Below are 25866 nucleotides of genomic sequence, written 5' to 3'. Positions count from 1 at the left end.
GCGTTAAGCGCCATGGGTGTGTTGTCGAGACCCCACCCTGATGATCTTGAGCCAGCCTACGGGCTGGCTTTTTTGTCTTACAGCTGACCTCACCACTGTCCAGAGCAAGCCTTGTACGCATACTGTTGGCAAAATCAGCACAAACTGGTGAATATTGCAGCCAACGAGATGAAAATCATAAAAAAATGGGTAGCCATACTTGACGCTCAGGCTCTCGATCCGCATAATCCGTTCCGTCTTAAGGCTTTTGCCTTATAGCGTGGCTACGTAGCTCAGTTGGTTAGAGCACATCACTCATAATGATGGGGTCACAGGTTCGAATCCCGTCGTAGCCACCATGTATTTTTGTAATTTGGCAGCGTTTTTATTGCCGAGTTACCCACCTTTTGCGGAGGTGGCGGAATTGGTAGACGCGCTAGCTTCAGGTGCTAGTGTCCGAAAGGACGTGAGGGTTCAAGTCCCTCTCTCCGCACCAAGTTAGGCAACGCCTACTGGGGTATCGCCAAGCGGTAAGGCAACGGGTTTTGATCTCGTCATTCCCAGGTTCGAATCCTGGTACCCCAGCCATATTAAAAAGCCCACATCATGTGGGCTTTTTTGCGTTTAAAGGCTCATGTTGACCGCATCCACTACACCACGATCCCCAGCTTGGCCAGTTCTGCGCGACCTTGCTGTGCATCGGTAAAGGGGATGCCCGCCATGCCGAGTGCTTTCGCGCCTTCGACGTTCGCAACCCTGTCATCCAAAAACACACAAGAAGCTGGGTCGAGGTGGTAATCATCCAACAAGCATTGATAAATAGCAGGTTCGGGTTTTAAGTACCCTACTTCGGCTGACACAATCGCACCATCAAACAGTGACCAAAATGCGTAGTGCTGTTTTAAGAACGCCACGATTTCACGCACATTATCGGTTAACGCATAAACCCCGTATCCGGCCTCTTTGGCCGAGCGAAGCAAATCGACACTGCCGTAAAGACAAATTTGAGTCTGTTTAATGTAATAAAACAATGCCTCAAGTTGCGCGGGGCTAAGCGCCGTGTCATCGGCAAAACGCTGCTTGGCTTGCGCCTCGGTGAGCGTGCCACGATTCAGCGCTTGCCAAGTGTCACTCTGAAACACTTGGTTGGCATAAACGTCCGTACCCGCTGCTTCCCCTAAGGTTAAGCGGATAATTTCTTCTGGTGACCAACGCACGATCACATTGCCAATATCAAAAATAATATTCTGGTAGCCAGTCATTTCACCTCCTTGTCGCGAAGACTAGAGCCCAAGTGCATATTTCAACACCTGCTTTTTCACTGGGCCACTGTGTTCAGCCAGTTTAAACACCGCATTACGTGCCAGTTTTAAAGGCGTCACTTGGTTACTGAACGCGGTATAAAACACATCCATTCCGGTTTGCATCATCATGTTATCCGTACGGCGTGCTTTTTCGTATGCCTTTAACGTTGACGCCGCTTGCCATTGTGCGCCTGCATCCGCACACGCATCCAGCAATGCGGCGACGTCTTTAAAGCCTAAGTTCACGCCTTGCCCTGCCAGCGGGTTAATGGTGTGGGCGGCATCACCAATTACCACAACCCCATTGCGATGGTACTGCTGCGCATGACGGCGTGTCAGCGGGAATGCCCCCCAATTGATGGGAGTGACGTCGCCCACTTCCGGTGGGAAATGGCTCACGATCTCGGCTTTGAGCTGTTCGGCATTGAGCTGGCACAACTGTTGAATACGCGCTGGGCTGTCGTACCACACTAGCGAGGCATTGTGGCCACAAAGCGGCAACAGCGAGCGCGGCCCGGTGGGGAAAAACTGCTGCCAGGTAATGTCTTGTTGGGGGGCGGCCGTTTCAACATGGATGAGCATGCAGTGCTGGCGATAATCCCAGCTGGTAAGGCCGATTTGCGCGTAATCTCTCACTTTGGAGTGGGCACCGTCTGCGCCGATAAGCCAAGGAGCACTCAAGGTGTCACCACTCTCTAATTGGACTTGATGCAGCTCGCCCGCCTGCGTCATACCCGTGATCGAGGCCGGTGAGACGAGATGCAAATTGTCAAAACGAGCAAACTGCTGCCACAGGCCGAGTTGAATCAAGCGGTTCTCGACCATATATCCTAATTGTGGCAAGTCGAGTTGGTCGGCACTGAAACATACTCGGCTGTCTTCCGCTTCCCAGGTTTCTAGGCGGCGGTAGGGGCAAACACGCATGGTTTCAACACTCGCCCACGCACCGAGATCCTTGAGCAGGCTCACCGATGCCTGAGAAATCGCGGACACTCGCAGGTCCATCGGTTGTGAAGGTTCAAAAGGCTCTGGGGGCTGGCGCTCGATTAACGCCACCTGGCGGCCTTGGCGAGCAAGCCCGAGTGCGGCCGCGGCGCCAACCATGCCACCACCGACTATAATAACTTCAAATTGATTCATGACCGTCTCTTTGTGCCGTTGATGCAAGCATTCTACTGAAGGTAAACGAGAATTCGATATCAATCCGATCAAAGTGAGGGCAAATTCGCTTTTCCGAGTTGGCCTTTGTCGCATCCGCTCAAACGTTTAGCCGGATCGACACGATTTCTCCGAGCCTGTGATCTGGTCAGCGATATTGGAAAGCAGTACAATACGCGGCTTGCCAAGCTGATTGACTGATTAAAAACCATACAGCTTGAAAGGGTAATGTCGTCCATAAGATTAACAATGAGCGTGAAGTTACATGGCTAAGAAACTGCTGATCAAAACCTGGGGTTGCCAAATGAATGAGTATGACTCATCCAAAATGGCAGATCTGCTCAATTCTGCCGGTGGCTATGAGCTGACCGAACAACCAGAAGACGCAGATGTTCTCCTTCTCAATACTTGCTCGATTCGAGAAAAGGCACAAGAAAAGGTATTCCATCAACTCGGGCGTTGGAAAACCCTCAAAGATAAAAACCCAGAGCTGGTGATCGGTGTCGGTGGCTGTGTGGCAACCCAAGAAGGCGACCATATTCGTGAGCGTGCGCCTTTTGTAGATGTGATTTTTGGCCCACAGACCTTGCACCGTCTGCCAGAGATGATCAAGCAGTCACGCTCGGATCATGCGCCAGTGATGGACATTACGTTCCCAGAGATCGAAAAATTCGATCGTCTGCCAGAGCCCCGCGCAGAAGGACCAACCGCCTTCGTCTCGATCATGGAAGGCTGTTCAAAATACTGTACGTTCTGCGTAGTCCCTTACACCCGTGGCGAAGAAGTCAGCCGCCCGCTGGATGACGTATTGTTCGAAATTGCACAGCTGGCCGAACAAGGTGTGCGTGAAGTTAACCTGTTGGGACAAAACGTGAACGCCTACCGTGGCGACACCCATGACGGTGATGTATGCACGTTTGCGGAGCTGCTGCGTTATGTCGCGGCCATTGATGGTATTGACCGTATCCGTTACACCACCAGCCATCCGGTTGAATTTACCGATGATATTATTGAGGTGTATCGTGATACCCCTGAGGTTGCAAGCTTCTTGCACCTGCCGGTACAAAGCGGCTCAGATCGGATTTTGACCATGATGAAACGCCCGCACACGGCGATTGAGTACAAATCAAAAATCCGTAAGTTGCGTCAGGCGCGTCCTGATATCACTATCAGTTCTGACTTTATCGTCGGCTTTCCTGGCGAAACCGAGCAAGATTTTGAAGCGACCATGAAATTGATTAAAGATGTCGATTTCGATATGAGCTTTAGCTTTGTTTACTCATCTCGTCCAGGCACACCGGCTGCCGATATGCCTGACGATACGCCAGAGCAAGTGAAAAAAGAGCGCTTGTACCGCTTGCAACAACAAGTGAATAGCCAAGCCATGCGCTACTCGCGCATGATGCTAGATACCGAACAACGTATCTTGGTTGAAGGCCCATCACGCAAAAACCTGATGGAGTTGCGTGGTCGTACCGAGAACAACCGAGTGGTCAACTTTGAAGGCTCTGTCGATTTGATTGGCCAATTTGTTGACGTCAAAATAACTGAAGTGATGCCAAACTCGCTGCGCGGCGAGCTGGTTCGTACCGAAAAAGATATGGACTTGCGGGTCGCCGTCTCGCCAACCGAAATCATGGCGAAGACGCGCAATGAAAACGAGCTTGGTGTTGGTGTTTTCACGCCATAACGCGTTCATCAATTCAACGGCGCCGGATAGCCGGCGCCGAAAGCGAGGATAATCTTGTCTAAAATCATCTCTCTTGACCTGAACCTAGAACCTGCCGACAACACCCGTCTTGCCAACTTATGTGGCCCGTTTGACGATAATATCAAACAGCTTGAGCGCCGCTTGGGGGTGGAAATTAGTCACCGCCATAATGCATTTACTGTGATGGGTAAGCCCCATACAGCCAATGCCGCGGTTGATATTTTAAAACGCTTATACGTTGACACCGCCCCGGTGCGAGGCAGCTCTCCAGACATTGAACCAGAAGCGATTCATTTGGCGATCAAAGAGTCGGGGGTGTTGGAGCAAAACACCGAGTCGAGCATTCCTTACGGTAAAGAAATCAACATTAAGACCAAAAAAGGGGTGATAAAACCGCGCACGCCCAACCAAGCGCAGTACATCGCCAATATGGTCAATCATGATATCACCTTTGGTATTGGCCCAGCGGGGACGGGTAAAACCTATCTTGCTGTCGCCGCCGCGGTGGATGCACTTGAGCGTCAAGAGATCCGTCGTATCTTGCTCACGCGCCCAGCGGTTGAAGCCGGCGAAAAGCTGGGCTTTTTGCCCGGTGATTTAAGCCAAAAGGTCGACCCCTATTTACGTCCACTTTACGATGCACTGTTTGAAATGCTCGGCTTTGAGCGGGTCGAGAAACTGATCGATCGTAACGTGATCGAGGTGGCACCTCTGGCTTATATGCGTGGCCGAACCTTGAACGATGCCTTTATTATCTTGGATGAGAGCCAGAACACCACGGTCGAGCAGATGAAAATGTTCTTGACGCGGATTGGCTTCAATTCACGTGCCGTGATCACCGGTGACGTGACCCAGGTCGACTTACCGAGAAATGCACGCTCAGGCCTGCGCCATGCGATTGAGGTGCTCGCCGACGTTAACGAAATTAGCTTCCACTTTTTCCAAGCGGATGATGTCGTCCGCCACCATGTGGTGACGCGCATCGTCCAAGCCTATGATAAGTGGGAAGCGGAAGACGCCAAAGCGCGAAAAGAAGCAGAGGCTCGTCGTCGAGAAGCACGTGAAGCTCAGCAAGTTGCAGCGCAACCTGCCGTGCCAGGCTCACAGGAGCCGTCATGAGCTACTATGTCGATGTGCAAATTGCCTGTGAGAACGAACAAGGCTTGCCCGGTGACGATCAGCTCCAAGCTTGGTTTGAGCAGGCAGTGCGTGCCGCTCGCCCTCAAGCGGAAGTGACGATTCGTATTGTCGACGAAGGTGAGAGCCAAAGCCTAAATCGCGACTATCGCGGCAAAGATAAGCCTACAAACGTGTTATCTTTTCCGTTTGATGCCCCTCCTGGGGTGGAAATTGATTTGCTTGGTGATCTCATCGTGTGCCGTCAAGTTGTTGAACAAGAAGCCCAACAACAAGGCAAAGCACTGATGGATCATTGGGCACATATGGTTGTTCATGGTAGCTTACACTTACTGGGTTACGACCATATTGAGGATGATGAAGCCGAGCAAATGGAGGCATTGGAGCGAGAGCTTCTCGCCGCCATGGGGGTCAGTGACCCTTATGCTAACGACTTCATCGAGCGTTAACTAACTGAATGAAACTGAATGAACGACGATAATTCGCAAAACTCAGACGGTCCGAGTAGGAAGACCTTCTTCGAGCGGCTGGGTCAGTTTTTCCAAGCTGATCCAAAAGACAGACAAGAGCTGGTGGACGTGTTCCGAGACTCAGAGCAAAACGCCCTGATCGATCACGACACACGGGACATGCTGGAAGGTGTGATGCAAATCTCTGACATGCGTGTGAGAGATATCATGATACCCCGCTCGCAGATGGTAATCGTTGAACGATCGCAGTCATTGGAAGCGATCATTAATATTATTATTGATGCCCAACACTCTCGTTATCCTGTGATCAGTGATGACAAAGACCATGTTGAGGGCATTTTGCTTGCGAAAGATTTGTTGCGCTACCTGCGCCCAGATGCCGAAGACTTTGACATCGAAAAAGTGTTACGCCCTGTTGTGGTGGTACCTGAGAGTAAACGGGTTGACCGTCTACTCAAAGAGTTCCAAGAAGAGCGCTACCACATGGCGATTGTCATTGACGAGTTCGGGGGCGTGTCAGGGGTAGTGACCATTGAAGATATCTTAGAAGAGATCGTCGGTGAAATCGAAGACGAGTACGACGACGAAGAGGAGCAGGAAATCCGCCAGCTCAGCCGTCATACGTTCTCGGTCAAAGCCCTGACGACCTTGGAAGACTTTAATGAACACTTTGGCGCTCAGTTCCAAGACGATGTGGTCGATACCATCGGTGGTCTGGTAATGACCAGCTTTGGCCATCTCCCTGATCGCGGTGAAGAAGTCGATATTGGTGATTATCACTTTAAAGTGACGGCCGCCGATAGTCGTCGTATCATTCAGCTACAAGTCACCGTCCCAGACAGTAGCGAAACAAACAGTGAAAACGCCTAACCGTTTACGCCAAAGCGGGCAGTCATTACTGGCTGCCGCTTTTGGTGCCAGCGCCACCCTCGCCTTTTCTCCCTTCTCGTACTGGCCATTGATGCTGGTTGCCTTGTGGGGCTTATTCACCCTGCTACAAAACGCCTCGCCCAAGCGCAGTGCGTGGTTGGGATTTTGCTGGGGGCTGGGCCAATTTACTACCGGCGTTAGCTGGGTTTACGTGAGCATTGACCATTTTGGTGGCATGCCGGCCATTGCTGGCTTGTCATTAATGGGCCTGCTGATTGCCTATCTCTCCCTCTATCCGGCATTGTTCGGCGCATTGGTCAACAAACTGCCCAGTCGCCAGCCGGGTATTAAGTGGTTAATCCTCGCACCCGCCTTATGGCTTGTGATTGATTGGCTTAGAGGCTGGGTATTTACCGGCTTTCCTTGGCTTTGGCCTGGCTACAGCCAAATCGACAGTCCACTGGCTGGCATTGCCCCTGTGCTCGGCGTGCAGGGGATCACGCTTGTCTTGGCTATACTGGCTGGCCTACTCGCGCTCATCACACCTCGCTGGGGCCAGTGGCAAGGACAAGCACGCTATGGTGCCGTCGCCGCCGGGTTAGGGCTTATCGCGGTTAGCTATGGCCTCGGTACGATTCAATGGGTCACAAAAACCGACCAACAGCAGCAGATTTCGTTAATTCAAGGCAATGTGCCGCAAGCGCTGAAATGGCGTCCCGATCAGCGCTGGCCAACGCTGATGAAGTACCTAGATTTAACCCGCCAGCATTGGGACAGTGATGTCATTATTTGGCCAGAAGCCGCCGTCCCAGCCCTGGAGCGCGAACTGCCTCGCTTTTTCTCTCAGCTTGATCAAGCCGCCAAGCATAACCAAACCACGGTGATCACAGGCGCGCTCGACCAAAATGAACAGGGCGCGTACTTTAACAATGTACTGGCACTGGGTGCAGGGACCCCCGAGTATCGCTATCCGGCCCCCACCCAGTACAGCAAACATCATTTGCTACCGTTTGGCGAGTTTGTGCCATTTGAGGCACTATTACGCCCGCTCGCCCCGCTGTTTAACCTGCCGATGTCGTCATTTTCACCGGGCGAGCCGGTTCAACCTGCCCTGCCCGCCAACGGCTGGGACTATATCACCGCGCTTTGCTATGAAATTGCCTTTCCCGCGCAGATCCGCGACAACTTGAATGCCGACAGTGACGCCATCATTACACTGTCGAATGACGCATGGTTTGGTCGCTCGATTGGCCCTTGGCAACACCTTGAAATTGCACGCATGCGCGCACTCGAGTTTGGCTTGCCAGTGATACGCGCGACCAATAACGGTGTGACAGCCTTGATGGACGAGCACGGCCAGATTCAAACTACCTTGCCGCAATTTGAAACCCAGGTGCTCACCACGCAAGTCACCCGCACCCGAGGGGAAACGCCTTACCGCCAATGGGGCAATGCCCCGCTATGGCTTTGGATACTGATAAGCGGGTGTATCGGTTTCATTGCGTGGCGTCGCGATCCCAGCCGGCAAGCGAAAATATCGACAAACCTCTGACATTATCCGCGAGAAACTGACGTAACCTGATTGCGCTTTTGGTCATTTTCATTGACGCCATAAGGAGATCAAACATGTTACGTCTTTCTCATCACTGGTTAGCATTGGTCATTGTCGCATTGACGGCATTAACCGGTTGTGCGGCTAGCTCGCAGCAAGATCAGGTTCGTCAAGCCAACCTCGCGCGCGAACAATTTAAGCAGTACCCACAAACACAGCCCTTTTTTGATAACGCCTACGGCTATGCCGTCTTCCCTTCTGTCGGCAAAGGGGGTTTTTGGGTAGGCGGTGCCTATGGTAAGGGCGTCGTTTATCGTCAAGGCTCCCCAGTGAGTGCCGCGGAGCTCAAACAGGTATCGGTCGGGCTGACCTTTGGTGGTCAAGCGTTCAGTGAAATTGTTTTCTTTAAAGACAAAACAGCGTATGACCGCTTTATGCAAGGGCAAGTGGAGCTCGGCGCGCAAGCATCTGCCACCGCATTGACCGAGGGGGCATCGGCGCAAACTGGTACCTCTGGCACCTCAGCCTCCGCCAGTAACCGTCAGTCGAAAGCTTATTACGTCAATGGCCTGACTGTCTTTACCCATGCAAAGGGAGGACTGATGGTAGAAGCTGCCCTCGCCGGTCAACAGTTTAGTCCTGCCAACTGGTAGTCACTGACGCGTACAGAGCGTAAACGCCTCATCTGCCCATCAAAAAGGCTAGCCGTGTTGGCTAGCCTTTTTTAGATTGGGTTGTCACTGCACCGTTACGGCTGCCAAACAAACCACAGACGCTTTTCCGCCGACGGTTGTGGGTCGGGAACAAGCGTTTGTGTGCTATCGCTCTCCCCCTGTTCGCCCGCCCTCTCACCTTGTTCCAGCTCATCAGCCGGAAGTGTGGTATGTTGCGCATCGCTGGCAGTTGGCGATGTGTTCGCCGTATAAGCCTCTTGCTCCTGAGAAGTCATTAAACGCACTTCTCGGTTGGCAGTTAGCTCTTTAATCAGTGCTTGCTGTGACGCGGCCAACTGCGCATCGAATACCAGGGTGTCATCATTAAGCTTGCGTAAATGTACACCTTGTACCGCATTTAAGTTTGCCAGTGTTTTCTCGAGTGCGACATAATCATTGCCGTTATTAATACCACCGACCGCGATCACGACAGACGCACTGTCATCGTTTTGGTCGAGGATCACACCGGTTTGCTGCGCGTAATAATCAGCAAGTGAATGAATCATTGCGGCTGCGTCACGCGCCTGACCACGGGTTTGATTAGTTTGCATTTGGTTTGCTTCAGGGAAAAGCTGCCAACGAATGCCTTGGTCAGTCAGTTTGGCAATCACGATACCGTCTGGCTGGTAACGCTCACTGGCCTCTTCAACCGGCTGAATAAACCCGCCCCACAAATCACTGCTCGAAATCGCCATCAAATCATCAAAATCGCCCACAGGGATCAGAACAGGCAACCCACGCAATGCCGCCGCTTGGCGCAGCTTATCAATCACGGGACGCTCACTTTGCTCCCAAATAATTTGTCGCTCAAGGCCGCGGTCATCCACCAGCCACACCAGTACCGACGGGCGTGGGCTTCCCCACAAAGGTAGCCCCGCTTGACGCAAGATTTCCCGTACTTGTTGACTGTCAAACCCAACTTCTAACGTACGCGTCGGTGCTTCACCTGCCGTATCACTCTCGCCGTACCCAAGCTGGGTAATCAAGCTATCTACCTCTTGTAGCGCTTGTTTAACTGCCGGATTGTCGGACAGATTCCGCTGACCGGATACCTTGGTCAGTACCGCGCTTAACCCTTGTTTTTTGGCTGCTTGTTGCGAGGTTTGCGCGCCATTCTCGAGCGGAATGCTGGCGTGATAAAGATCGTTTGCCAGCGCACTTGGCAACCATAGACAGGCAATTAAGGCCAACACAAATCGATTCATAGTCTTTCCACATGGATAAATGGGCGTGGAGCGATCATAAGCTGACAGCTCTAGGTTCAGCAATCCTCATTTGTAAAAAAGATAGGGCAAACGCGATAAAGTGATAGTCGTCGCTGCAAAAAGGCGTATTTCACAATTACCCCTTGCCTATGAAATCCGTTACATCATTTATTTGCTACCGGTCTCACATTTAAAAACATGACAGGAATCACAGAAACGCTTTGTGCTAGCATTGCGCGATTTTTTTTGGAGGTGAGATCATGATGCAAGTTTTACAAGGGGCACAAATGCTGTTCGTCGCATTTGGAGCCTTGGTGTTGGTGCCGCTGTTAACCGGGCTTGACCCCAACGTCGCCCTCTTCGGGGCCGGGATAGGTACGCTAATCTTTCAAGTTATTACCCGCCGCTCTGTTCCTATTTTTCTCGCCTCTTCATTCGCCTTCATTGCCCCCATTCTGTACGGCGTTAACAATTTCGGTATTCCTGCCACCATGGGTGGACTGATGGCCGCCGGGGTTATCTACCTCATTATGGGAGGCATTATTCGCCTCAAAGGTGTCGACATTATTCACAAGCTACTTCCACCCGTGGTGGTTGGCCCTGTGATTATGGTGATTGGGCTTGGTTTGGCCCCCACCGCCGTCAATATGGCGCTAGGTAAAAGTGGCGACGGCAGTGAGCAACTCATCGCCGGTGATATCGCTATCTGGATTTCCCTGCTTTCATTACTGACCACCATCGCGGTCAGCGTCTTCGCCAAAGGCTTTTTCAAGCTGGTTCCGATTATGGCTGGCATTGCAATTGGCTATGTGGCGAGCCTAGTGATGGGGATTGTCGACTTTACTCAGGTGACAAACGCCAGCTGGTTGATGATGCCTGCCTTTACCTTGCCAGAATTTAACATCAACGCCATTTTATTTATGATCCCCGTGGCGATAGCGCCCGCGGTGGAGCATGTGGGCGATATGCTGGCCATTTCCAACGTCACTCGCAAAGACTACCTTAAAAAGCCCGGCCTTCATCGCACCATGGCAGGTGACGGCGCGGCCACTATCGCCGCATCAATGTTTGGTGCCCCGCCCAATACCACCTACAGTGAGGTCACCGGGGCGGTGATGCTTACCAAAGCATTTAATCCTAAGATTATGACCTACGCGGCGATCACTGCCATCGTGCTCGCCTTTGTGGGTAAACTGGGGGCACTGCTATTAACCATTCCTTTGCCGGTGATGGGCGGTATCATGATCCTACTGTTTGGCTCTATCGCCACCGTGGGCCTCAATACCTTGATTCGCAATCAAGTTGATCTCCACGACTCGCGCAACCTCGCGATTGTCGGCGTCACCTTGGTCTTTGGGATTGGCGGGATGGCCTTCGGCATTGGTGATTTCAGCTTACAAGGCATCAGCTTGTGTGGTTTAGTGGCCATCGTGCTCAATCTTGTCCTACCGCGAAAAATGGGCGAGAACCATATTGTTGATAGTGCGCAGATGGAAGAAGAGTCACATTAAGACAGGCGATGACAAACTAAAAAAGGGCGCCGCAGCGCCCTTTTTTGATTATGCCGCGGTGTCGCGACTTTTTAGCTTTGTGCGGCTCGAGCTTCAACCACTTTGATGGCTTGATCGATACGCGCCACCACACGGTCTTTACCAATCAGGTGCATCACCGCATCCACCGACGGAGATTGACCGCCGCCTGTAACCGCAACACGCAATGGCATCCCGACTTTGCCCATGCCCACGTCTAGCTCTGCACAGGTATCCGCAATCACCGCTTTCAGAGCATCAACCGTCCACTCGTCCAGCGCTTCAATCTTGCCTTTTGCCACTTGCAGTGGTTCAAGCGCCACTGGGCGAAGGTGTTTCTTGGCGGCGGTTGCCTCAATCTCATCAAAGTCTTGATAGAAATAACGGCTTTGCTCGGCCAGCTCAACCAGAGTGTCACAACGCTCACCCACCAGCTGGATAACCTGGGTCAAAGCAGGTCCTGTCGAGGCATCTATGCCTTGCTGATCCAGGTGCCATTGCAAGTGTAACGCGACCTCAGCTGGATCACCGTTTTTGATGTAATGGTTGTTCAGCCAACGCAACTTCTCCGTATTGAAGGCAGAGGCTGATTTACTGATCGCCTCTAGGGAGAAGAAATCAATCATTTCTTCCATCGAGAAGATTTCTTGGTCGCCGTGAGACCAGCCCAAGCGCACTAAGTAGTTACGCAGTGCTTGTGGCAAGAAACCTTGATCGCGATATTGCATCACACTCACCGCACCATGACGCTTAGACAGCTTGGCACCATCGTCGCCAAGGATCATCGAGCAGTGAGCAAACTCAGGCACAGGCGCGCCCAAGGCTTCATAAATATTGATTTGACGCGGGGTGTTGTTAATGTGGTCTTCCCCACGCACAACTTGGGTGATCCCCATATCCCAATCATCAACCACCACACAGAAGTTGTAGGTTGGGCTACCGTCAGTGCGGCGGATGATCAAATCATCCAGTTCGCTGTTGGCGATTTCAATCCGACCGCGGATCTTATCGTCAAACACCACCTTGCCCTCTTTGGGGTTGCGGAAACGAATGACGTGTGGGTCGTCAGCGTTTGCTTGGCTGTTGGCCGCAATCACCTTGGGGTGATTGGCATCATAACGTGCTTTTAGGCCATTCGATTTCTGCTCTTCGCGAATCTCTTCTAGCAGCTCTTTGGGGGCATAACACTTGTAGGCTTTGTCTTCTGCCAACAGCTGATCGACTAGCGCGTTGTAGCGGTCAAAGCGTTTCGTTTGGTAGTACGGCCCTTCATCCCAATTAAGGCCCAGCCATTCCATACCTTCTAAAATGGCATCAATCGCTTCTTGGGTTGAACGTTCAATATCTGTATCTTCAATACGCAATACAAATTGACCACCTTGGCTGCGTGCTGCAAGCCAAGAATAAAGTGCTGTACGCGCGCCACCAACATGCAAAAAGCCGGTTGGGCTGGGGGCAAAGCGGGTTTTAATCGTCATTAGGATCCCTATCCCAGTGCTGAGAATAATATGTAACGGTTAGTTTACCAGTACAGGTAAATTCCACAATCAGGCCATGCCCAGACACGGTACATGGCCATATAAACTATTGCGCCTGTGCGCGGTTATTCGCTTACACGGCGAAGCGCACAGCGTGATGGGTACAAGCTACTGATTGAGCATGGCAATCATCTGATCTTCATCGAGCACAGTAACGCCCAAATCTTGCGCTTTGGTCAGTTTGGAGCCTGCCGCCTCTCCCGCCACTAACATGTCGGTTTTTGCCGAAACACTGCCGGTTACTTTTGCGCCCAACGCCTGTAGCGCCGCTTTGGCATCACTGCGAGACATTTGCGATAAGGTGCCAGTCAGGACAATGGTTTTACCGGCTAACGGTTGCGCATCTGGCTCAGAGGGCGCACTGATTTCCGGCCAGTGGATCCCCGTATCCAGCAAGGCTTCTAGTACACTTTGGTTGTGCGGCTCGGCAAAGAAGCGGACGATGTGACCCGCGACGATCGCACCGACATCCGGCACGTTAATGAGTGCGTCTTCATCGGCCGCGCGCAACGCCTCAAGGGTGTGAAAATGCAAAGCGAGATTTTGCGCAGTTGCCTCGCCTACCTCACGAATCCCCAAGGCATAAATAAAGCGTGGCAAGGTGGTGGCTTTGGCTTTTTCCAATGCATCAACCAAGTTTTGGGCTGACTTTGGCCCCATTCTATCTAGCAGCGTCACCCGACCTGGCGTCAAGGTAAAGAGATCAGCAGGGGTTTCTATCAGCTCTTTTTCGATTAGCTGCTCGACGATTTTATCGCCCAAACCGTCAATATCCATTGCCTTACGTGACGCAAAGTGTTTGATCGCTTCTTTGCGCTGCGCCAGACAAATCAAACCACCGGTGCACCGTGCCACTGCCTCTCCCTCGATGCGAGTGACCGCTGAATCACAAACGGGGCACGCATCGGGAAACACAATCGGTTTCGCCTGCTCAGGGCGTCGGCTTTCCACCACACCCACCACTTGCGGGATCACATCACCGGCACGGCGGATCACCACGGTGTCACCAATATGAACGCCTAACCGTTCGATTTCATCACCGTTGTGCAAGGTGGCATTACTGACCGTGACGCCGCCCACGAACACAGGCTCAAGCTTGGCAACGGGCGTAATCGCCCCGGTACGGCCCACTTGGAATTCCACATCGTTAAGGGTGGTGATTTCTTCTTGCGCCGGGAATTTGTAAGCAATGGCCCAACGCGGTGCCCGCGCCACAAAACCTAATCGTTCTTGGCTGGTAATGCTATCAACCTTGATCACCACCCCATCAATTTCGTAGGGCAGCGCATCACGACGCGCCATAATGTCTTGGTAATAGGCTTTCACGCCGTCTAGCCCTTCCACCCGTTTCACTTCCGGACTGAGCGCTAGGCCCCATTTTTTCAGCTTTTGTAAGCGCTCACTTTGCCCTTGGCCAAACGGGGTCGACATGACACCCACCGCATAGGCATAGAAACTCAATGGTCGGTTGGCGGCAATTTTGGGGTCAAGTTGACGCAGGCTGCCTGCCGCCGCATTGCGCGGATTGGCAAAGGTTTTATCGCCTCGTTTCAATGCCGCTTCGTTGAGTGCTTCAAAGCCCGCTTTCGGCATGAAGACTTCACCGCGCACTTCGAGCCGCGTTGGCCAATCCCCTTTTTGTAGCGTGAGGGGAACATTGCGAATGGTTTTGACGTTGTGGGTGATGTTCTCGCCGGTAGTGCCATCTCCCCGCGTCGCCGCTTGCACCAGCTCACCGTTTTCATAAATCAGGCTCACCGCTAAGCCATCGAGCTTGGGTTCACAGGTGTAGGTCACCGCTTGCTCAGCGTCTAGCGATAGGCGCTCTTTCAAACGACGTTCAAACGCATCCAAATCAGCGGGTTCAAAGGCATTATCAAGTGACAGCATCGCCAGCTCGTGAGTCACGGTTTCAAATGCACTCAGGGGCGCGCCCCCTACCCGTTGGCTTGGCGAGTCACTGGTTACCCATTCGGGATGCTCGGCCTCGATGGCCAATAGGGTTTGCATCAGGCGGTCGTATTCAGCGTCGGGCAGCTCTGGGCTGTCTTCTACATAGTAGCGATAGGCATGATAGTTGAGCTGATACTTTAAATCATCGAGTTGTTGTTTGCTGTAAGCCATGTTTGATTCGTCGTCTGAGCAGAGTCGGTTGCGGGCAAGTATATCTATAAATCACATACAGCGGGAGCCATGTCCCGCTGTATGCTTAAACCGTGGTCGCGTTAGCGCAGGCTATTTGGCCATGAAGGCTTTGACGCGCTCGCGATATTCATCCAATCGTGATGGCGTCATCATCGTGCGTGAGTCATCCAGCACTAATCCACCTAACTCATCCGCGATTTGCTGGGCCGTTTGCAGCATAAGCTTAAAATTTTGCTCTGGCTCACCGTAACACGGCAGCGTCATAAAAAAGCTAATGCCAGGCGTTTCAAAGCTTTCGCTATGACTGACATCGAACGTACCGGGTTTGACCATATTGGCCACACTGAACAAGACTTTTCCGCTCCCCGATAGATCAGAGTGACGGTGATAAATGCCCATATCACCAAAACGGAGGCCATATTGCTCAAGGGTCGGGATCAGCTCAAGACCACTGAACACGTCGCTATTGTTCGCATGCACATGCAACACAAGTACTTCGGTCTCATCCGCGGGTTCATCTGCCTTTGGTGGTTCATCACTGGGTTGCGGTTCGCCCTGTTCAGCCGTCTCTGTATCACCTTGATGCACGCTTGGCGCAGGGTCTGATGGCTCATCATCGGCCACCGTAGCGTGTGCCTGCGGCGCCTCTGGTTCTTCGTGAGCTTGACCGGTTACGTGCGGAGTGGCGGCTGAAAGCGAAGGCTCATCATCAGTCGCAGACATTGAAGGATACAGGGTCTGTTCAGATTCAGACACGGTGCCAGTTTGCCCTGCGAACAAGGGATCCACATCAGGTTTATCACCAAAGTTCATCGCGGGCTCTTGGCGCGCAGGCTTATCGCTCTCGCTTTTAGCGCGACTGACAACTCTGACGGCACCAATACCATCTTGGTCAAACTTTTGTTCGTCACTGTCGTCATCCAGTTTTCCCAACGGCTTTTCACCAAACTTGGTCGTCTTTTCTTTCTTGTTTGTCCAGAGGCCATGCAAAAGCAAAGCTGCGATTGCTAGTGCTCCCAACACAATCAGTACAAGGCGCAATTCCTGCATCATCGATTCTCAAATCTATCTATGTTCAGCGTTTTGATTCGCTTATGTCACAACGCCAACCAGTTTGCAAAGGTTTGTGTGATCATAAGCGGGGCCCGTTGGCTGACGCAATGCGTTAATGGTCAACTTAGTTAACTGTATCAAAAGTTGGGGAGAATTTAACGAATCAAGACACACAAATCGTTAAACTTTCCCATTATTGGGTCGTTGTCATCGCAAGGATTCCCCCCGTAATATAGCGCACACCGTTATTTTTGTATCGACCGCATGCATGCGGATTGTTGTGACCTACATTGTTCTCAAGGAGATATCATGGCGAATAATGCTCGCCCCCGTCCCCAAAGTGGTGCTGGCTACCTGTTCCAAGGCTTTTCTCTGATGATGGCCCCCGGCTTACGCCGGTTTGTGATCATTCCTATTTTGATCAATGTGTTGCTGCTTGGCGGCGCGTTTATCTATTTGCTTTCACAAGTTGGTGACTGGATCGATCATTGGATGGCCAGCTTACCTGAGTGGTTGTCCTGGCTCTCTTTTTTGATTTGGCCTTTGGTGGTGGTTGCTATCTTGGTCGTGTTCTCCTATGTGTTCAGCACATTGGCCAACTGGATAGCGGCGCCGTTCAATGGTCTATTGGCCGAACACGTGGAGGCAAAGCTGTCGGGAACGCGTGCGCCTGATGATGGCTTGGCTGGCATCCTTAAAGATATCCCGCGGGTGATGAAACGAGAATGGCAAAAACTCGCTTACTACATCCCCAGAGCAATAGGTTTTTTGTTACTGCTGTGGATACCAGCGGTCGGACAAACTGTGGGGCCAGTGATCTGGTTTTTGTTTAGCGCGTGGATGATGGCGATTCAATACTGTGATTACCCGTTTGACAATCACAAGGTGTCGTTTCCCGCCATGCGCCAGACCTTAAATCAACAGCGGGGCGCATCGCTTGGCTTTGGCGCCGTGGTGATGCTATTTACCATGACCCCTTTTCTCAATCTACTGGTGATGCCTGCGGCCGTATGCGGCGCGACCGCCATGTGGGTGGATAAGCACAAAGCGTCATTGGGACGCAATTAGTCTGTGATCGTCTACGCGAACGTTCACATCATCGGTGTGGGCTTTTTTCGGTTAACCAATCAGTTATTGGTTAATGTCACAATAAGATATAACCAACCGATCCTTTCAAAACCAAGCAGCAGAGATATGCTTGGAGTGTGATTAAAATCGGTGTCATGAAGGAACGATACAATGGGCAAGATTTACGAAGACAATACACAAACCATCGGAAACACACCGCTAGTTCGCCTAAACCGCGTGGCGAAGCCAAACGTGTTAGCCAAAGTTGAAGCACGCAACCCAAGCTTCAGCGTCAAGTGCCGTATCGGCGCCAATATGATCTGGGACGCAGAGAAAAAAGGCACCCTCAAACCCGGTATCGAATTGATTGAGCCAACCAGTGGTAACACGGGGATCGCACTCGCCTATGTCGCGGCGGCACGTGGTTATAAGCTGACCCTTACCATGCCGGAGTCAATGAGCCTTGAGCGCCGTAAACTGCTTAAAGCCATGGGCGCAAAGCTGGTGCTCACCGAAGCGCCAAAAGGCATGAAAGGGGCGATTGCCAAAGCCGAAGAAATCATGGCAGCAGAGCCAGGCAAATACCTGATGCTGCAACAGTTTGATAACCCCGCCAACCCTGAGATCCATGAAAAAACCACAGGGCCTGAAATCTGGGAAGACACCGACGGTGAAATCGATGTATTTGTTGCCGGTGTTGGCACAGGTGGCACCCTAACCGGTGTTAGCCGCTACATCAAAAACACCAAAGGCAAAGCCATCACCACGGTCGCGGTCGAACCTGCTGAATCGCCAGTGATTGCACAAACGATCGCGGGCCAAGACGTGCAGCCTGCCCCTCACAAAATTCAAGGTATTGGCGCGGGCTTTGTGCCAAAAAACTTGGATGTCACGCTTGTTGACCAGGTGGTCTCTGTCAGCTCAGACGAAGCCATTGCGATGGCTCGCCGTTTGATGGAAGAAGAAGGCATCTTGGGCGGGATTTCTTCAGGTGCAGCCGYGGTTGCGGCAAACAAAATTGCTGAGCTTCCCGAGTTCGCAAATAAGAAGATCGTCACAATTTTGCCAAGTGCAGCAGAGCGTTATCTCAGCTCGCCACTGTTTGCTGGGATGTTCACCGAGCTGGAAACCGAGCAGTAACAGCAGGTTAGCCAACCAGCCTCCATAACCCCCTATTCGCAAAGGCCCAAATTGGGCCTTTTTTGTTTGATTTTTATATTAAGCTTTAGTAAAACACGTCTGCCTTTTTATTTTCCGCATCAAAATAAAAGCCCTCGCGCCTAATGAGTGGAAGGTCAAAAATGGCAAAAAGATGACACGAAATTGACATGGATTAAGCTATCGGGTCGATTTCTTGGTTAGGTTAGCGTCAACGGATAGCGAAGTCGCCCGTTAGCGGTTAAGCTAACCTTATATTTAATACATAGATTTAAAAAAATAGAGAAACGGGGTGAATCATGTATCAGAAGCAAGTTGAGATTACTGCAGAAAACGGCCTACACACTCGTCCAGCGGCGCAGTTCGTCAAAGAAGCGAAAAGCTACGACGCTGACATCACTGTTGAATCTAACGGTAAGAGCGCGAGCGCAAAAAGCCTATTTAAACTTCAAACCCTTGGCTTGACCAAAGGCACTAAGGTGACTATCTCTGCTGAAGGTGCGCAAGCACAACAGGCCGTTGATCACCTAGTAAAACTGATGGACGAGCTGGAGTAATCCGGCTCTTTTTCTATCGGTTTTAAGTTGGATAAACGTAAGGTAAAGCTATGATTTCAGGCATCCTGGCATCACCTGGTATTGCTTTTGGTAAAGCACTGCTGCTGCAAGAAGAAGACGTTGTCATCAATAAAGATAAGATTGCTGCGTCTCAAATCGACAAAGAAATTCAGCGCGTATTGGATGCTCGCGAACAGTCTAAGACGCAACTTGAAGCGATCAAAGACAAAGCAAGGGAGACCTTTGGCGAAGAGAAAGAAGCTATCTTCGAAGGTCACATCATGCTGCTTGAAGATGAAGAGCTCGAAGAAGAGATCGTCAGCTTCATTAAGTCAAACCTAGCAACCGCTGATCACGCAATCTACAGCGTTATCGAAGAACAAGCGGTGACGCTTGAGTCACTCGACGACGATTATCTGAAAGAGCGTGCCGCGGATATCCGTGATATCGGTTCACGCTTCGTCAAAAACGCACTTGGCATCAACATGGTGTCGTTGAGCGCTATCAACGAAGAAGTGATCCTGGTTGCAAACGATCTGACGCCTTCAGAAACAGCACAGGTTGACCTGAATTATGTGCTTGGTTTCATCACCGACATTGGTGGTCGCACTTCACACTCTTCAATCATGGCGCGCTCGCTTGAGCTACCAGCGATTGTAGGCACCAATGATGCAACCAGCAAAGTAAAAAACGGCGACATGCTGGTGCTTGATGCGATTAACAACCAAATCGTTATCAACCCATCAGACCAAGAGCTCAGCAAGTTCAAAGCGATTCGCGATCAACATATCGCCGAAAAAGCGGAACTGGCTAAGCTTAAAGATCTGCCAGCCATCACGCTGGACGGTCACCAAGTCGAAGTGTGCGGTAACGTGGGTACAGTCAAAGACTGTGACGGCGTGAACCGTAACGGCGGTGAAGGTGTCGGTCTTTATCGCACCGAGTTCCTGTTTATGGATCGCGACTCGCTTCCTACCGAAGAAGAGCAATACCAAGCTTATAAAGCGGTAGCGAAAGCGATTGATGGTCACCCAGTGATCATCCGCACCATGGATATCGGCGGTGACAAAGATCTGCCTTATATGGACTTGCCGGAAGAAATGAACCCATTCTTGGGTTGGCGTGCAGTCCGTATTAGCCTCGATCGTCGCGAAATTCTCCGCGATCAGCTTCGTGCCATTCTTCGCGCATCGGCACACGGTAAAATCCGTGTGATGTTCCCGATGATTATTTCTGTGGAAGAAATCCGAGAGCTGAAAGAAGCGATCGAGACCTATAAAGCAGAATTGCGCCAAGAAGGTCACGACTTCGACGCTGATCTGGAAATCGGTGTGATGGTTGAGACGCCAGCCGCGGCTGCGATCGCTCACCACCTCGCAAAAGAAGTGGAATTCTTCAGCATTGGCACCAACGATTTGACCCAGTACACCTTGGCGGTCGATCGTGGTAACGAGCTGATTTCGCACCTGTATAACCCACTGTCTCCTGCTGTATTGACGGTTATCAAGCAAGTGATTGATGCCTCACATGCGGAAGGTAAATGGACGGGTATGTGCGGAGAGCTTGCAGGTGACGAGAAAGCAACGTTACTATTGATGGGAATGGGTTTGGATGAGTTTAGTATGAGTGCCATCTCTATCCCTCGCATCAAGAAGATTATCCGTAATGCCAACTTTGCTGATGTGAAAGCGATGGCCGACAAAGCACTCACTCTGCCAACTGCGGCAGAAATCGAGGCCTATGTCGAAAAATTTATTGCGGAAAAAACCGCTTGCTAATATACAATCAGCAAAGAATCACTGCTTAGGAGCAACACTATGGGTCTGTTCGACAAACTGAAGAAGTTGGTGTCTGAAGACAGCAACGACGCTAGTGCCATTGAAATTATCGCCCCATTGTCGGGTGAGATCGTCAACATCGAAGACGTGCCTGACGTTGTGTTTGCTGAGAAAATCGTCGGTGATGGTGTTGCGATTAAACCATCGGGCGACAAGATGGTTGCGCCAGTAAACGGCACAATCGGTAAGATTTTCGAAACCAACCACGCTTTTTCAATTGAGTCTGATGACGGCGTAGAGCTGTTCGTGCACTTTGGCATCGACACTGTCGAGCTGAAAGGCGAAGGCTTTAAGCGCATTGCGGAAGAAGGTCAAACGGTGAAAGCCGGTGATACCGTGATCGAATTTGATTTAGGCATGCTCGAAGAGAAAGCCAAATCAACGCTAACGCCGGTTGTTATCTCTAACATGGACGAAATCAAAGAGCTGACTAAGCTCTCTGGTGCCGTCACTGTGGGTGAAACATCTGTATTGCGCGTTACTAAGTAATTAGGTTTACTTAGTGAGGAAAAAACGCAGCCTCGTGCTGCGTTTTTTTATGCCCGGCGTTGCCCAGTCTATGTGAACTGATAAAAAAAGCGCTTTACGCGCTGGCTTCTCAGCCAATAAAGGCTCGCCCACACTAACCAAAGCCCGTGCAAGGCAAGCAACCAATCAAACCGTCCCCCCGTCATCGTGAGCGTATGCACCACTTGATAGGCTTCCCACGTCCACAATAGCCACACCCACCAATAACCTAAATGCCAATGCTGTGTTAACCATTCAGGCGCCTTGTCGCAGTTCCCCACCAACAGTAATAGCCCAAGCGGCACCAGGCCAATCCCTAAACTGAGATAAAACGCAGCGGTGTCCGGATAAACCAGCGCAAGCAGCTCGCTGCCCTGCTCTCGGCTGACACCGGCCATCGCCAGTAGCCACCATGCGCGACTTAACAGTAGCAGGCACAGTACGGCGATCTGGGGGGCCTTGATATACCCTTTGTCGTCGAAATGATGAAACGTGTCCATAAGATTTTTGATTGAGAAGTCACGCATTTACCATGGCGACATGCGATAAAAACTGCAAGCGCAAAAGCAAAATTTGTTATCCTAGGGACGAGCCATTTATTTAGCGTTACATGGAGCCCTCATGGCCAAAACAAAAGCCAAAGCAACGATTTCGCCAGAGACGCAACAAGACGCCATGCGCGTTGCCAAAGCCACGCAAAAGCCTGGACAAACCAAGGCTCAGACGAAACTGATCGCTCAAGGGATTGAGAAAGGGATTGCGCAGTACAAAAAAGAACAAAAAGCAAAGGCGCGGGCGCAGGACAAAGCGCGCAAGAAACAGCAAAAACCGACACCGGCTGTCGACCAACTCAGCGAGCCTGCCTCTTCACCGCAGCCTACTGCACAAGATAAAGGGCACAGCCGTTTACCTTGGCTTTTACTCGTCGTAAGCTGGATAGGGTTTATTGGTTACACGCTCGTGGGGGCATAATGGGAAAAAATCTGCTCGGCCTCATTGTACTTTTTACACTGTTCGGCTGCTCGAAAGGAGGCCCCATGGCAAAACAACCGCCTGTCACTGCCTGTGGTGACAGCCCTAATTGTGTTTCAACAGAAGACACGCGCGCGACATTTCAGTTAGCGCCCTTACCGCTGGCTAACACCGATGTTGCCTTGGCGACCATTGTTGAGAAAATTGCCTCAATGCCAGGTGCTCAAGTGGTTTCAGCCCAAGAAAACTACGCACACTTACGCTTCACCACCCGGGTGCTGCGCTTTGTCGATGATGTTGAAGTCTCACTCAGTGATAACCAGCTCGCGCTTCGCTCTGCCTCTCGTATTGGCTATTACGACTTTGGCGCAAACCGTCGGCGTGCTGATGCCATTCGACGCACACTGGTCGAGGCGAAACTGGTCCGTCCCTTAGGCGATCACTAGTTGATATACGAGCGAATGTCTCGCTTTTTATCCTCGACCCAATCGCGACGAAACGGGCCCCAGTCTTTTAGCTGGTAATAACCATCGTTGTGGCGCTTGCCATCTTGGATAAATGTCATATCAATGCCTAGCCCTGACAAAGATTTGAGCACATCCTGGATAGTGCGACGCGGCCAGCCTGTTGCCTCAATCAAACGCGGAACATTTGGGCGCTCCATCTCTTCTACCAGTGCGGCGAGATACAAGCGCCGAGCGAATACCGGGTTGAGTTCCATACGAACCTCCAACAATTACGAATGATCCCATTATTCATGGCGCCTGCTAAGAGGTTTTGCGTTTGATCAAAACGCCATCAAATCGACGTGCTGCAGGCGCATTTACCCACGCATTTCACACGGTTTTGCGCCATCACATGGCGTACATCCCTGCCGCGCCAAGTATTGCGTTCATTAACCAGTGGTGTCACTCTTAAACCTTTGCCAACAATCACGATAAGACCATGACAACTGTATTTGGGATTAAAAACTGCGACACCCTAAAAAAAGCCCTAAAGTGGTTGGATAACCAAGGTATCGACTACCAATATCACGACTACCGGAAAGATGGCTTAGACGCACAAATGCTGCAAACTTTCGTTGCCGAACTGGGCTGGGAAGCGTTAATCAACAAACGTGGCACCACCTACCGCCAACTAAGCGATGAGCAAAAAGCCCATTTAGACCAAGCCAGCGCTATCGCAATCATGCTCGACAACCCAGCGATCATTAAACGCCCATTGCTCGTACACAAAGGTAGCTATTACCTCGGCTTTAAAGAGAACCAATACGCTGATATTTTCGCGTAATGTGATAGTCGATTCATTTTTGTTGTAAGGAAACCCCGATGACTGACTCTGCCACGCTGGCTTTAGCGAAAGATCTGATAAACCGAGAATCGGTCACGCCGGAAGATGCCGGCTGCCAAGATCAAATGATTGCGCGGTTAGAAGCCTTGGGCTTCACCATTGAGACCATGGTGTTTGAAGATACCACTAACCTTTGGGCCAGGCGGGGGACGGAAGGCCCTCTGTTTGCTTTTGCCGGCCACACTGACGTGGTTCCCTCAGGGCCGCGCGAACAATGGCATACACCGCCGTTTGAAGCGACAGTGATTGACGATCACCTCCATGGACGTGGCGCCGCGGATATGAAAGGCTCATTGGCCGCCATGGTTGTCGCGGTTGAGCGTTTTATTGCCCAGCACCCTGACCACTCTGGCTCTCTCGCGTTTTTAATCACCTCGGATGAAGAGGGCCCGTTTATTAATGGCACTACCCGCGTCGTCGATACCCTAATGGCGCGCGGCGAGAAGATAGATATGTGTATTGTTGGCGAGCCGTCTAGCACACACCATGTCGGTGATGTGGTGAAAAACGGCCGTCGCGGGTCAATCACCGGGGATCTCTACGTCAAAGGGACACAAGGCCATGTCGCCTATCCGCATCTTGCCAACAACCCAGTGCATCAGGCGATGCCAGCGCTCACCGAGCTTGCGCAAACACTCTGGGACAAAGGCAATGCGTTTTTCCCCCCCACAAGCTTCCAAATTCCCAATATCGAGGCTGGCACAGGCGCGGCCAATGTCATCCCAGGGGAATGCCATGCGCAGTTTAACTTCCGCTTCAGCACAGAGCTGGACAGTGAAACCATCAAAAAGCGGGTTTACTCGATTTTAGACGCCCATGGGCTCGACTATACCCTTGAGTGGACGCACAGTGGTGACCCTTTCTTAACCGATAAAGGTACGTTGCTGGACGCGGTGGTGGCGGCGGTGGAAGAGGTGAATCATCAAACACCGGAACTGCTGACCACTGGCGGCACCTCCGACGGACGTTTTATTGCGCAAATGGGTGCGCAAGTGATTGAGCTGGGCCCGGTGAATGCCACTATCCACAAGGTGAATGAATGTGTCAGTGTCCCGGATTTAGAAAAGCTGACGGACATGTATCAAAAGGTGTTGGAGAAAGCACTCCCTTGACCCCAACGTCCGCACAGCTCACTGGCCAAGACGGCTCAGTGCTCGCACCGATCAACAACCAACCTAATGCACCATGCTTGCATCAGGCTGTACTGGCTGATTTTGCCGCCTTACAACAGGCGGCATCACAAGCGGGCTTTACCCTAATGGTCGCCAGCGGCTATCGCTCGTTTGCCCGTCAGTTGGCTATCTGGAATGGTAAATTTAATGGCGAAAAACCGGTGCTAGATGCCGACAGCCAGCCACTGGATATCACGCAACTGTCTGATGATGCGCGCGTCAAGGCAATATTGCGTTGGTCAGCTTTGCCTGGGGCAAGCCGCCATCATTGGGGAACAGATTTAGACGTGTATGACAAGCGTGCACTGGCTCCACATCAAAGGTTGGCGCTCACCCCACCGGAATATGATGATGGCCCTCAGGCCGCGTTTTCTCAGTGGCTTAAAACCCACGCCCCGCAATGGGGGTTCTTCCTTCCTTATGCCGAGGATAAGGGCGGTGTTGCGAGGGAGCCTTGGCATATCAGCCATATCGCCACCAGCGCCACCCTTTTGTCAGCATTTAGCCAAGACATGCTTGCCAACGCGATCGGCAATGCGCCTATTTGTGGTAAACGTACTATTCTTGACCAATTGGATTGGATATATTCAACCTACGTCACCAATCTCTGCGAGGTGGAACAATGGAATGGCTAACCAACCCTTATGTCATTATTGCCATCGTGGTTGCCGTGGTGGTCAGTAATATCATGGCACTCAAGTACACCGCCAACGCAAAGTTTGGCCTTAAGTACAAAGATAAGCCGGATAAACAGTCGTCATCCAAAGAAAGCGATGCGGGGAATGATCAAGCGCAATCAGACGAGCATAAAGAGTAAATAGCGCCATATTGATGGCGCTATTTTTCGCGCGCAAAAAGCAAACGTTTGCTTTTTAACACC

Annotated in this window: 26 protein-coding genes and 3 tRNA genes; 21 read left to right on the top strand and 8 right to left on the bottom strand. The window is 51.5% G+C overall.

What is annotated here, in order from left to right; genetic code table 11:
- Positions 1-261 precede the first annotated feature (261 nt).
- From BZG23_RS00525 to BZG23_RS00515, 3 genes are all read left to right on the top strand, one after another.
- Positions 262-338 (top strand) — tRNA-Met (locus tag BZG23_RS00525).
- A 50-nt stretch (positions 339-388) separates the two neighbouring features.
- A tRNA-Leu gene (locus BZG23_RS00520) sits at positions 389-475 on the top strand.
- Positions 476-492: 17 nt separating this feature from the next.
- Positions 493-567, top strand: a tRNA-Gln gene (locus BZG23_RS00515).
- 62 nt (positions 568-629) lie between these two features.
- Here the strand turns inward: BZG23_RS00515 and BZG23_RS00510 are convergent.
- Positions 630-1241, bottom strand: coding sequence for an HAD family hydrolase (locus tag BZG23_RS00510; protein ID WP_077605836.1), 612 nt, complete (start codon positions 1239-1241; stop codon positions 630-632).
- Between the two features lie 21 nt (positions 1242-1262).
- Positions 1263-2423: a 2-octaprenyl-3-methyl-6-methoxy-1,4-benzoquinol hydroxylase gene (locus BZG23_RS00505; protein WP_077605835.1), complete on the bottom strand. Its 1161-nt coding sequence runs from the start codon at positions 2421-2423 to the stop codon at positions 1263-1265.
- A 283-nt stretch (positions 2424-2706) separates the two neighbouring features.
- On the opposite strand from BZG23_RS00505, the gene miaB reads away from it, so the two are divergent.
- The 6 genes from miaB (at position 2707) to BZG23_RS00475 (ending at position 8834) form a co-directional block, all read left to right on the top strand.
- The gene (miaB, locus tag BZG23_RS00500; RefSeq protein ID WP_077599575.1) at positions 2707-4131 is read left to right on the top strand and encodes a tRNA (N6-isopentenyl adenosine(37)-C2)-methylthiotransferase MiaB; all 1425 of its coding nucleotides are present in this window, start codon (positions 2707-2709) and stop codon (positions 4129-4131) included.
- Positions 4132-4185: 54 nt separating this feature from the next.
- The gene (locus BZG23_RS00495) at positions 4186-5271 is read left to right on the top strand and encodes a PhoH family protein (RefSeq protein WP_077578592.1); all 1086 of its coding nucleotides are present in this window, start codon (positions 4186-4188) and stop codon (positions 5269-5271) included.
- Complete coding sequence (gene ybeY, locus BZG23_RS00490) at positions 5268-5738, top strand: rRNA maturation RNase YbeY (RefSeq protein ID WP_077605834.1); 471 nt, start codon at positions 5268-5270, stop codon at positions 5736-5738. Before BZG23_RS00495 ends, ybeY begins: the two co-directional genes overlap by 4 nt.
- Before the next feature lie 18 nt (positions 5739-5756).
- Positions 5757-6629: a CNNM family magnesium/cobalt transport protein CorC gene (gene corC / locus BZG23_RS00485; protein WP_046073703.1), complete on the top strand. Its 873-nt coding sequence runs from the start codon at positions 5757-5759 to the stop codon at positions 6627-6629.
- Positions 6616-8181, top strand: coding sequence for an apolipoprotein N-acyltransferase (gene lnt, locus BZG23_RS00480; protein ID WP_077605833.1), 1566 nt, complete (start codon positions 6616-6618; stop codon positions 8179-8181). The genes corC and lnt overlap by 14 nt, the downstream gene beginning before the upstream one ends.
- Positions 8182-8255: 74 nt before the next feature.
- Positions 8256-8834 carry a YSC84-related protein gene (locus BZG23_RS00475; protein WP_077605832.1) on the top strand — a complete coding sequence of 193 codons (579 nt, stop codon included), beginning with the start codon at positions 8256-8258 and terminating at the stop codon, positions 8832-8834.
- A gap of 95 nt (positions 8835-8929) precedes the next feature.
- Here the strand turns inward: BZG23_RS00475 and BZG23_RS00470 are convergent, their stop codons facing one another.
- Positions 8930-10099 (bottom strand): DUF2066 domain-containing protein, encoded by a 1170-nt coding sequence (locus BZG23_RS00470; RefSeq protein ID WP_077605831.1) that lies wholly within the window; start codon positions 10097-10099, stop codon positions 8930-8932.
- A gap of 260 nt (positions 10100-10359) precedes the next feature.
- Here BZG23_RS00470 and BZG23_RS00465 point away from each other — a divergent pair, with 260 nt between their 5' ends.
- Entirely contained in the window at positions 10360-11610 is a 1251-nt protein-coding gene (locus BZG23_RS00465) for a uracil-xanthine permease family protein (RefSeq protein ID WP_046073706.1), read from the top strand.
- 71 nt (positions 11611-11681) lie between these two features.
- Here BZG23_RS00465 and gltX read toward each other — a convergent pair whose 3' ends face one another.
- From gltX to zipA, 3 genes are all read right to left on the bottom strand, one after another.
- Positions 11682-13106 (bottom strand): glutamate--tRNA ligase, encoded by a 1425-nt coding sequence (gene gltX, locus BZG23_RS00460; protein ID WP_077605830.1) that lies wholly within the window; start codon positions 13104-13106, stop codon positions 11682-11684.
- 168 nt (positions 13107-13274) lie between these two features.
- Entirely contained in the window at positions 13275-15290 is a 2016-nt protein-coding gene (gene ligA / locus BZG23_RS00455; RefSeq protein ID WP_077605829.1) for an NAD-dependent DNA ligase LigA, read from the bottom strand.
- A 111-nt stretch (positions 15291-15401) separates the two neighbouring features.
- Positions 15402-16364 (bottom strand): cell division protein ZipA, encoded by a 963-nt coding sequence (zipA, locus tag BZG23_RS00450; protein ID WP_077605828.1) that lies wholly within the window; start codon positions 16362-16364, stop codon positions 15402-15404.
- A 309-nt stretch (positions 16365-16673) separates the two neighbouring features.
- Here zipA and cysZ point away from each other — a divergent pair, with 309 nt between their 5' ends.
- From cysZ to crr, 5 genes are all read left to right on the top strand, one after another.
- Positions 16674-17432: a sulfate transporter CysZ gene (cysZ, locus tag BZG23_RS00445; RefSeq protein WP_077605827.1), complete on the top strand. Its 759-nt coding sequence runs from the start codon at positions 16674-16676 to the stop codon at positions 17430-17432.
- Between the two features lie 171 nt (positions 17433-17603).
- On the top strand, positions 17604-18572 hold the full coding sequence (gene cysK, locus BZG23_RS00440) for a cysteine synthase A (protein ID WP_077605826.1): 969 nt from the start codon (positions 17604-17606) through the stop codon (positions 18570-18572).
- Between the two features lie 317 nt (positions 18573-18889).
- The gene (gene ptsH, locus BZG23_RS00435) at positions 18890-19147 is read left to right on the top strand and encodes a phosphocarrier protein Hpr (RefSeq protein ID WP_046073712.1); all 258 of its coding nucleotides are present in this window, start codon (positions 18890-18892) and stop codon (positions 19145-19147) included.
- A 50-nt stretch (positions 19148-19197) separates the two neighbouring features.
- On the top strand, positions 19198-20925 hold the full coding sequence (gene ptsI, locus BZG23_RS00430) for a phosphoenolpyruvate-protein phosphotransferase PtsI (RefSeq protein WP_077578600.1): 1728 nt from the start codon (positions 19198-19200) through the stop codon (positions 20923-20925).
- A gap of 39 nt (positions 20926-20964) precedes the next feature.
- Positions 20965-21474: a PTS glucose transporter subunit IIA gene (crr, locus tag BZG23_RS00425; RefSeq protein WP_046073714.1), complete on the top strand. Its 510-nt coding sequence runs from the start codon at positions 20965-20967 to the stop codon at positions 21472-21474.
- A gap of 68 nt (positions 21475-21542) precedes the next feature.
- Here crr and BZG23_RS00420 read toward each other — a convergent pair whose 3' ends face one another.
- Entirely contained in the window at positions 21543-21992 is a 450-nt protein-coding gene (locus BZG23_RS00420; protein WP_158011352.1) for a DUF2919 family protein, read from the bottom strand.
- 121 nt (positions 21993-22113) lie between these two features.
- Here BZG23_RS00420 and BZG23_RS00415 point away from each other — a divergent pair, with 121 nt between their 5' ends.
- Positions 22114-22464, top strand: coding sequence for a DUF2956 domain-containing protein (locus BZG23_RS00415; RefSeq protein WP_046073715.1), 351 nt, complete (start codon positions 22114-22116; stop codon positions 22462-22464).
- A gap of 65 nt (positions 22465-22529) precedes the next feature.
- Positions 22530-22910, top strand: a complete 381-nt coding sequence (locus BZG23_RS00410; RefSeq protein ID WP_158011351.1) for a DUF1499 domain-containing protein — start codon at positions 22530-22532, stop codon at positions 22908-22910.
- On the opposite strand, the gene BZG23_RS00405 is transcribed toward BZG23_RS00410, so the two are convergent.
- A complete protein-coding gene (locus BZG23_RS00405) occupies positions 22907-23185 on the bottom strand; it encodes a winged helix-turn-helix domain-containing protein (RefSeq protein WP_025740011.1) in 279 nt (92 codons plus the stop codon). The two genes, BZG23_RS00410 and BZG23_RS00405, sit on opposite strands and share 4 nt — an antisense overlap.
- Positions 23186-23409: 224 nt before the next feature.
- Between BZG23_RS00405 and BZG23_RS00400 the strand changes: the two genes are divergently transcribed.
- The 4 genes from BZG23_RS00400 to BZG23_RS00385 are packed head-to-tail and all read left to right on the top strand — an operon-like array spanning position 23410 to position 25803.
- The gene (locus tag BZG23_RS00400; protein WP_046073717.1) at positions 23410-23754 is read left to right on the top strand and encodes an ArsC family reductase; all 345 of its coding nucleotides are present in this window, start codon (positions 23410-23412) and stop codon (positions 23752-23754) included.
- Between the two features lie 38 nt (positions 23755-23792).
- Positions 23793-24926: a succinyl-diaminopimelate desuccinylase gene (gene dapE / locus BZG23_RS00395; RefSeq protein ID WP_077605824.1), complete on the top strand. Its 1134-nt coding sequence runs from the start codon at positions 23793-23795 to the stop codon at positions 24924-24926.
- Complete coding sequence (locus tag BZG23_RS00390; protein ID WP_077605823.1) at positions 24854-25621, top strand: M15 family metallopeptidase; 768 nt, start codon at positions 24854-24856, stop codon at positions 25619-25621. The genes dapE and BZG23_RS00390 overlap by 73 nt, the downstream gene beginning before the upstream one ends.
- Entirely contained in the window at positions 25609-25803 is a 195-nt protein-coding gene (locus BZG23_RS00385) for a DUF2897 family protein (RefSeq protein WP_077599589.1), read from the top strand. Before BZG23_RS00390 ends, BZG23_RS00385 begins: the two co-directional genes overlap by 13 nt.
- Positions 25804-25866: the final 63 nt, after the last annotated feature.

The organism is Salinivibrio sp. ML290 (assembly GCF_001995695.1).
Taxonomy (GTDB): domain Bacteria; phylum Pseudomonadota; class Gammaproteobacteria; order Enterobacterales; family Vibrionaceae; genus Salinivibrio; species Salinivibrio siamensis.
The sequence above is the reverse complement of the archived record's forward strand: the minus strand, read 5'-3'. Positions and strand labels throughout refer to the sequence as shown.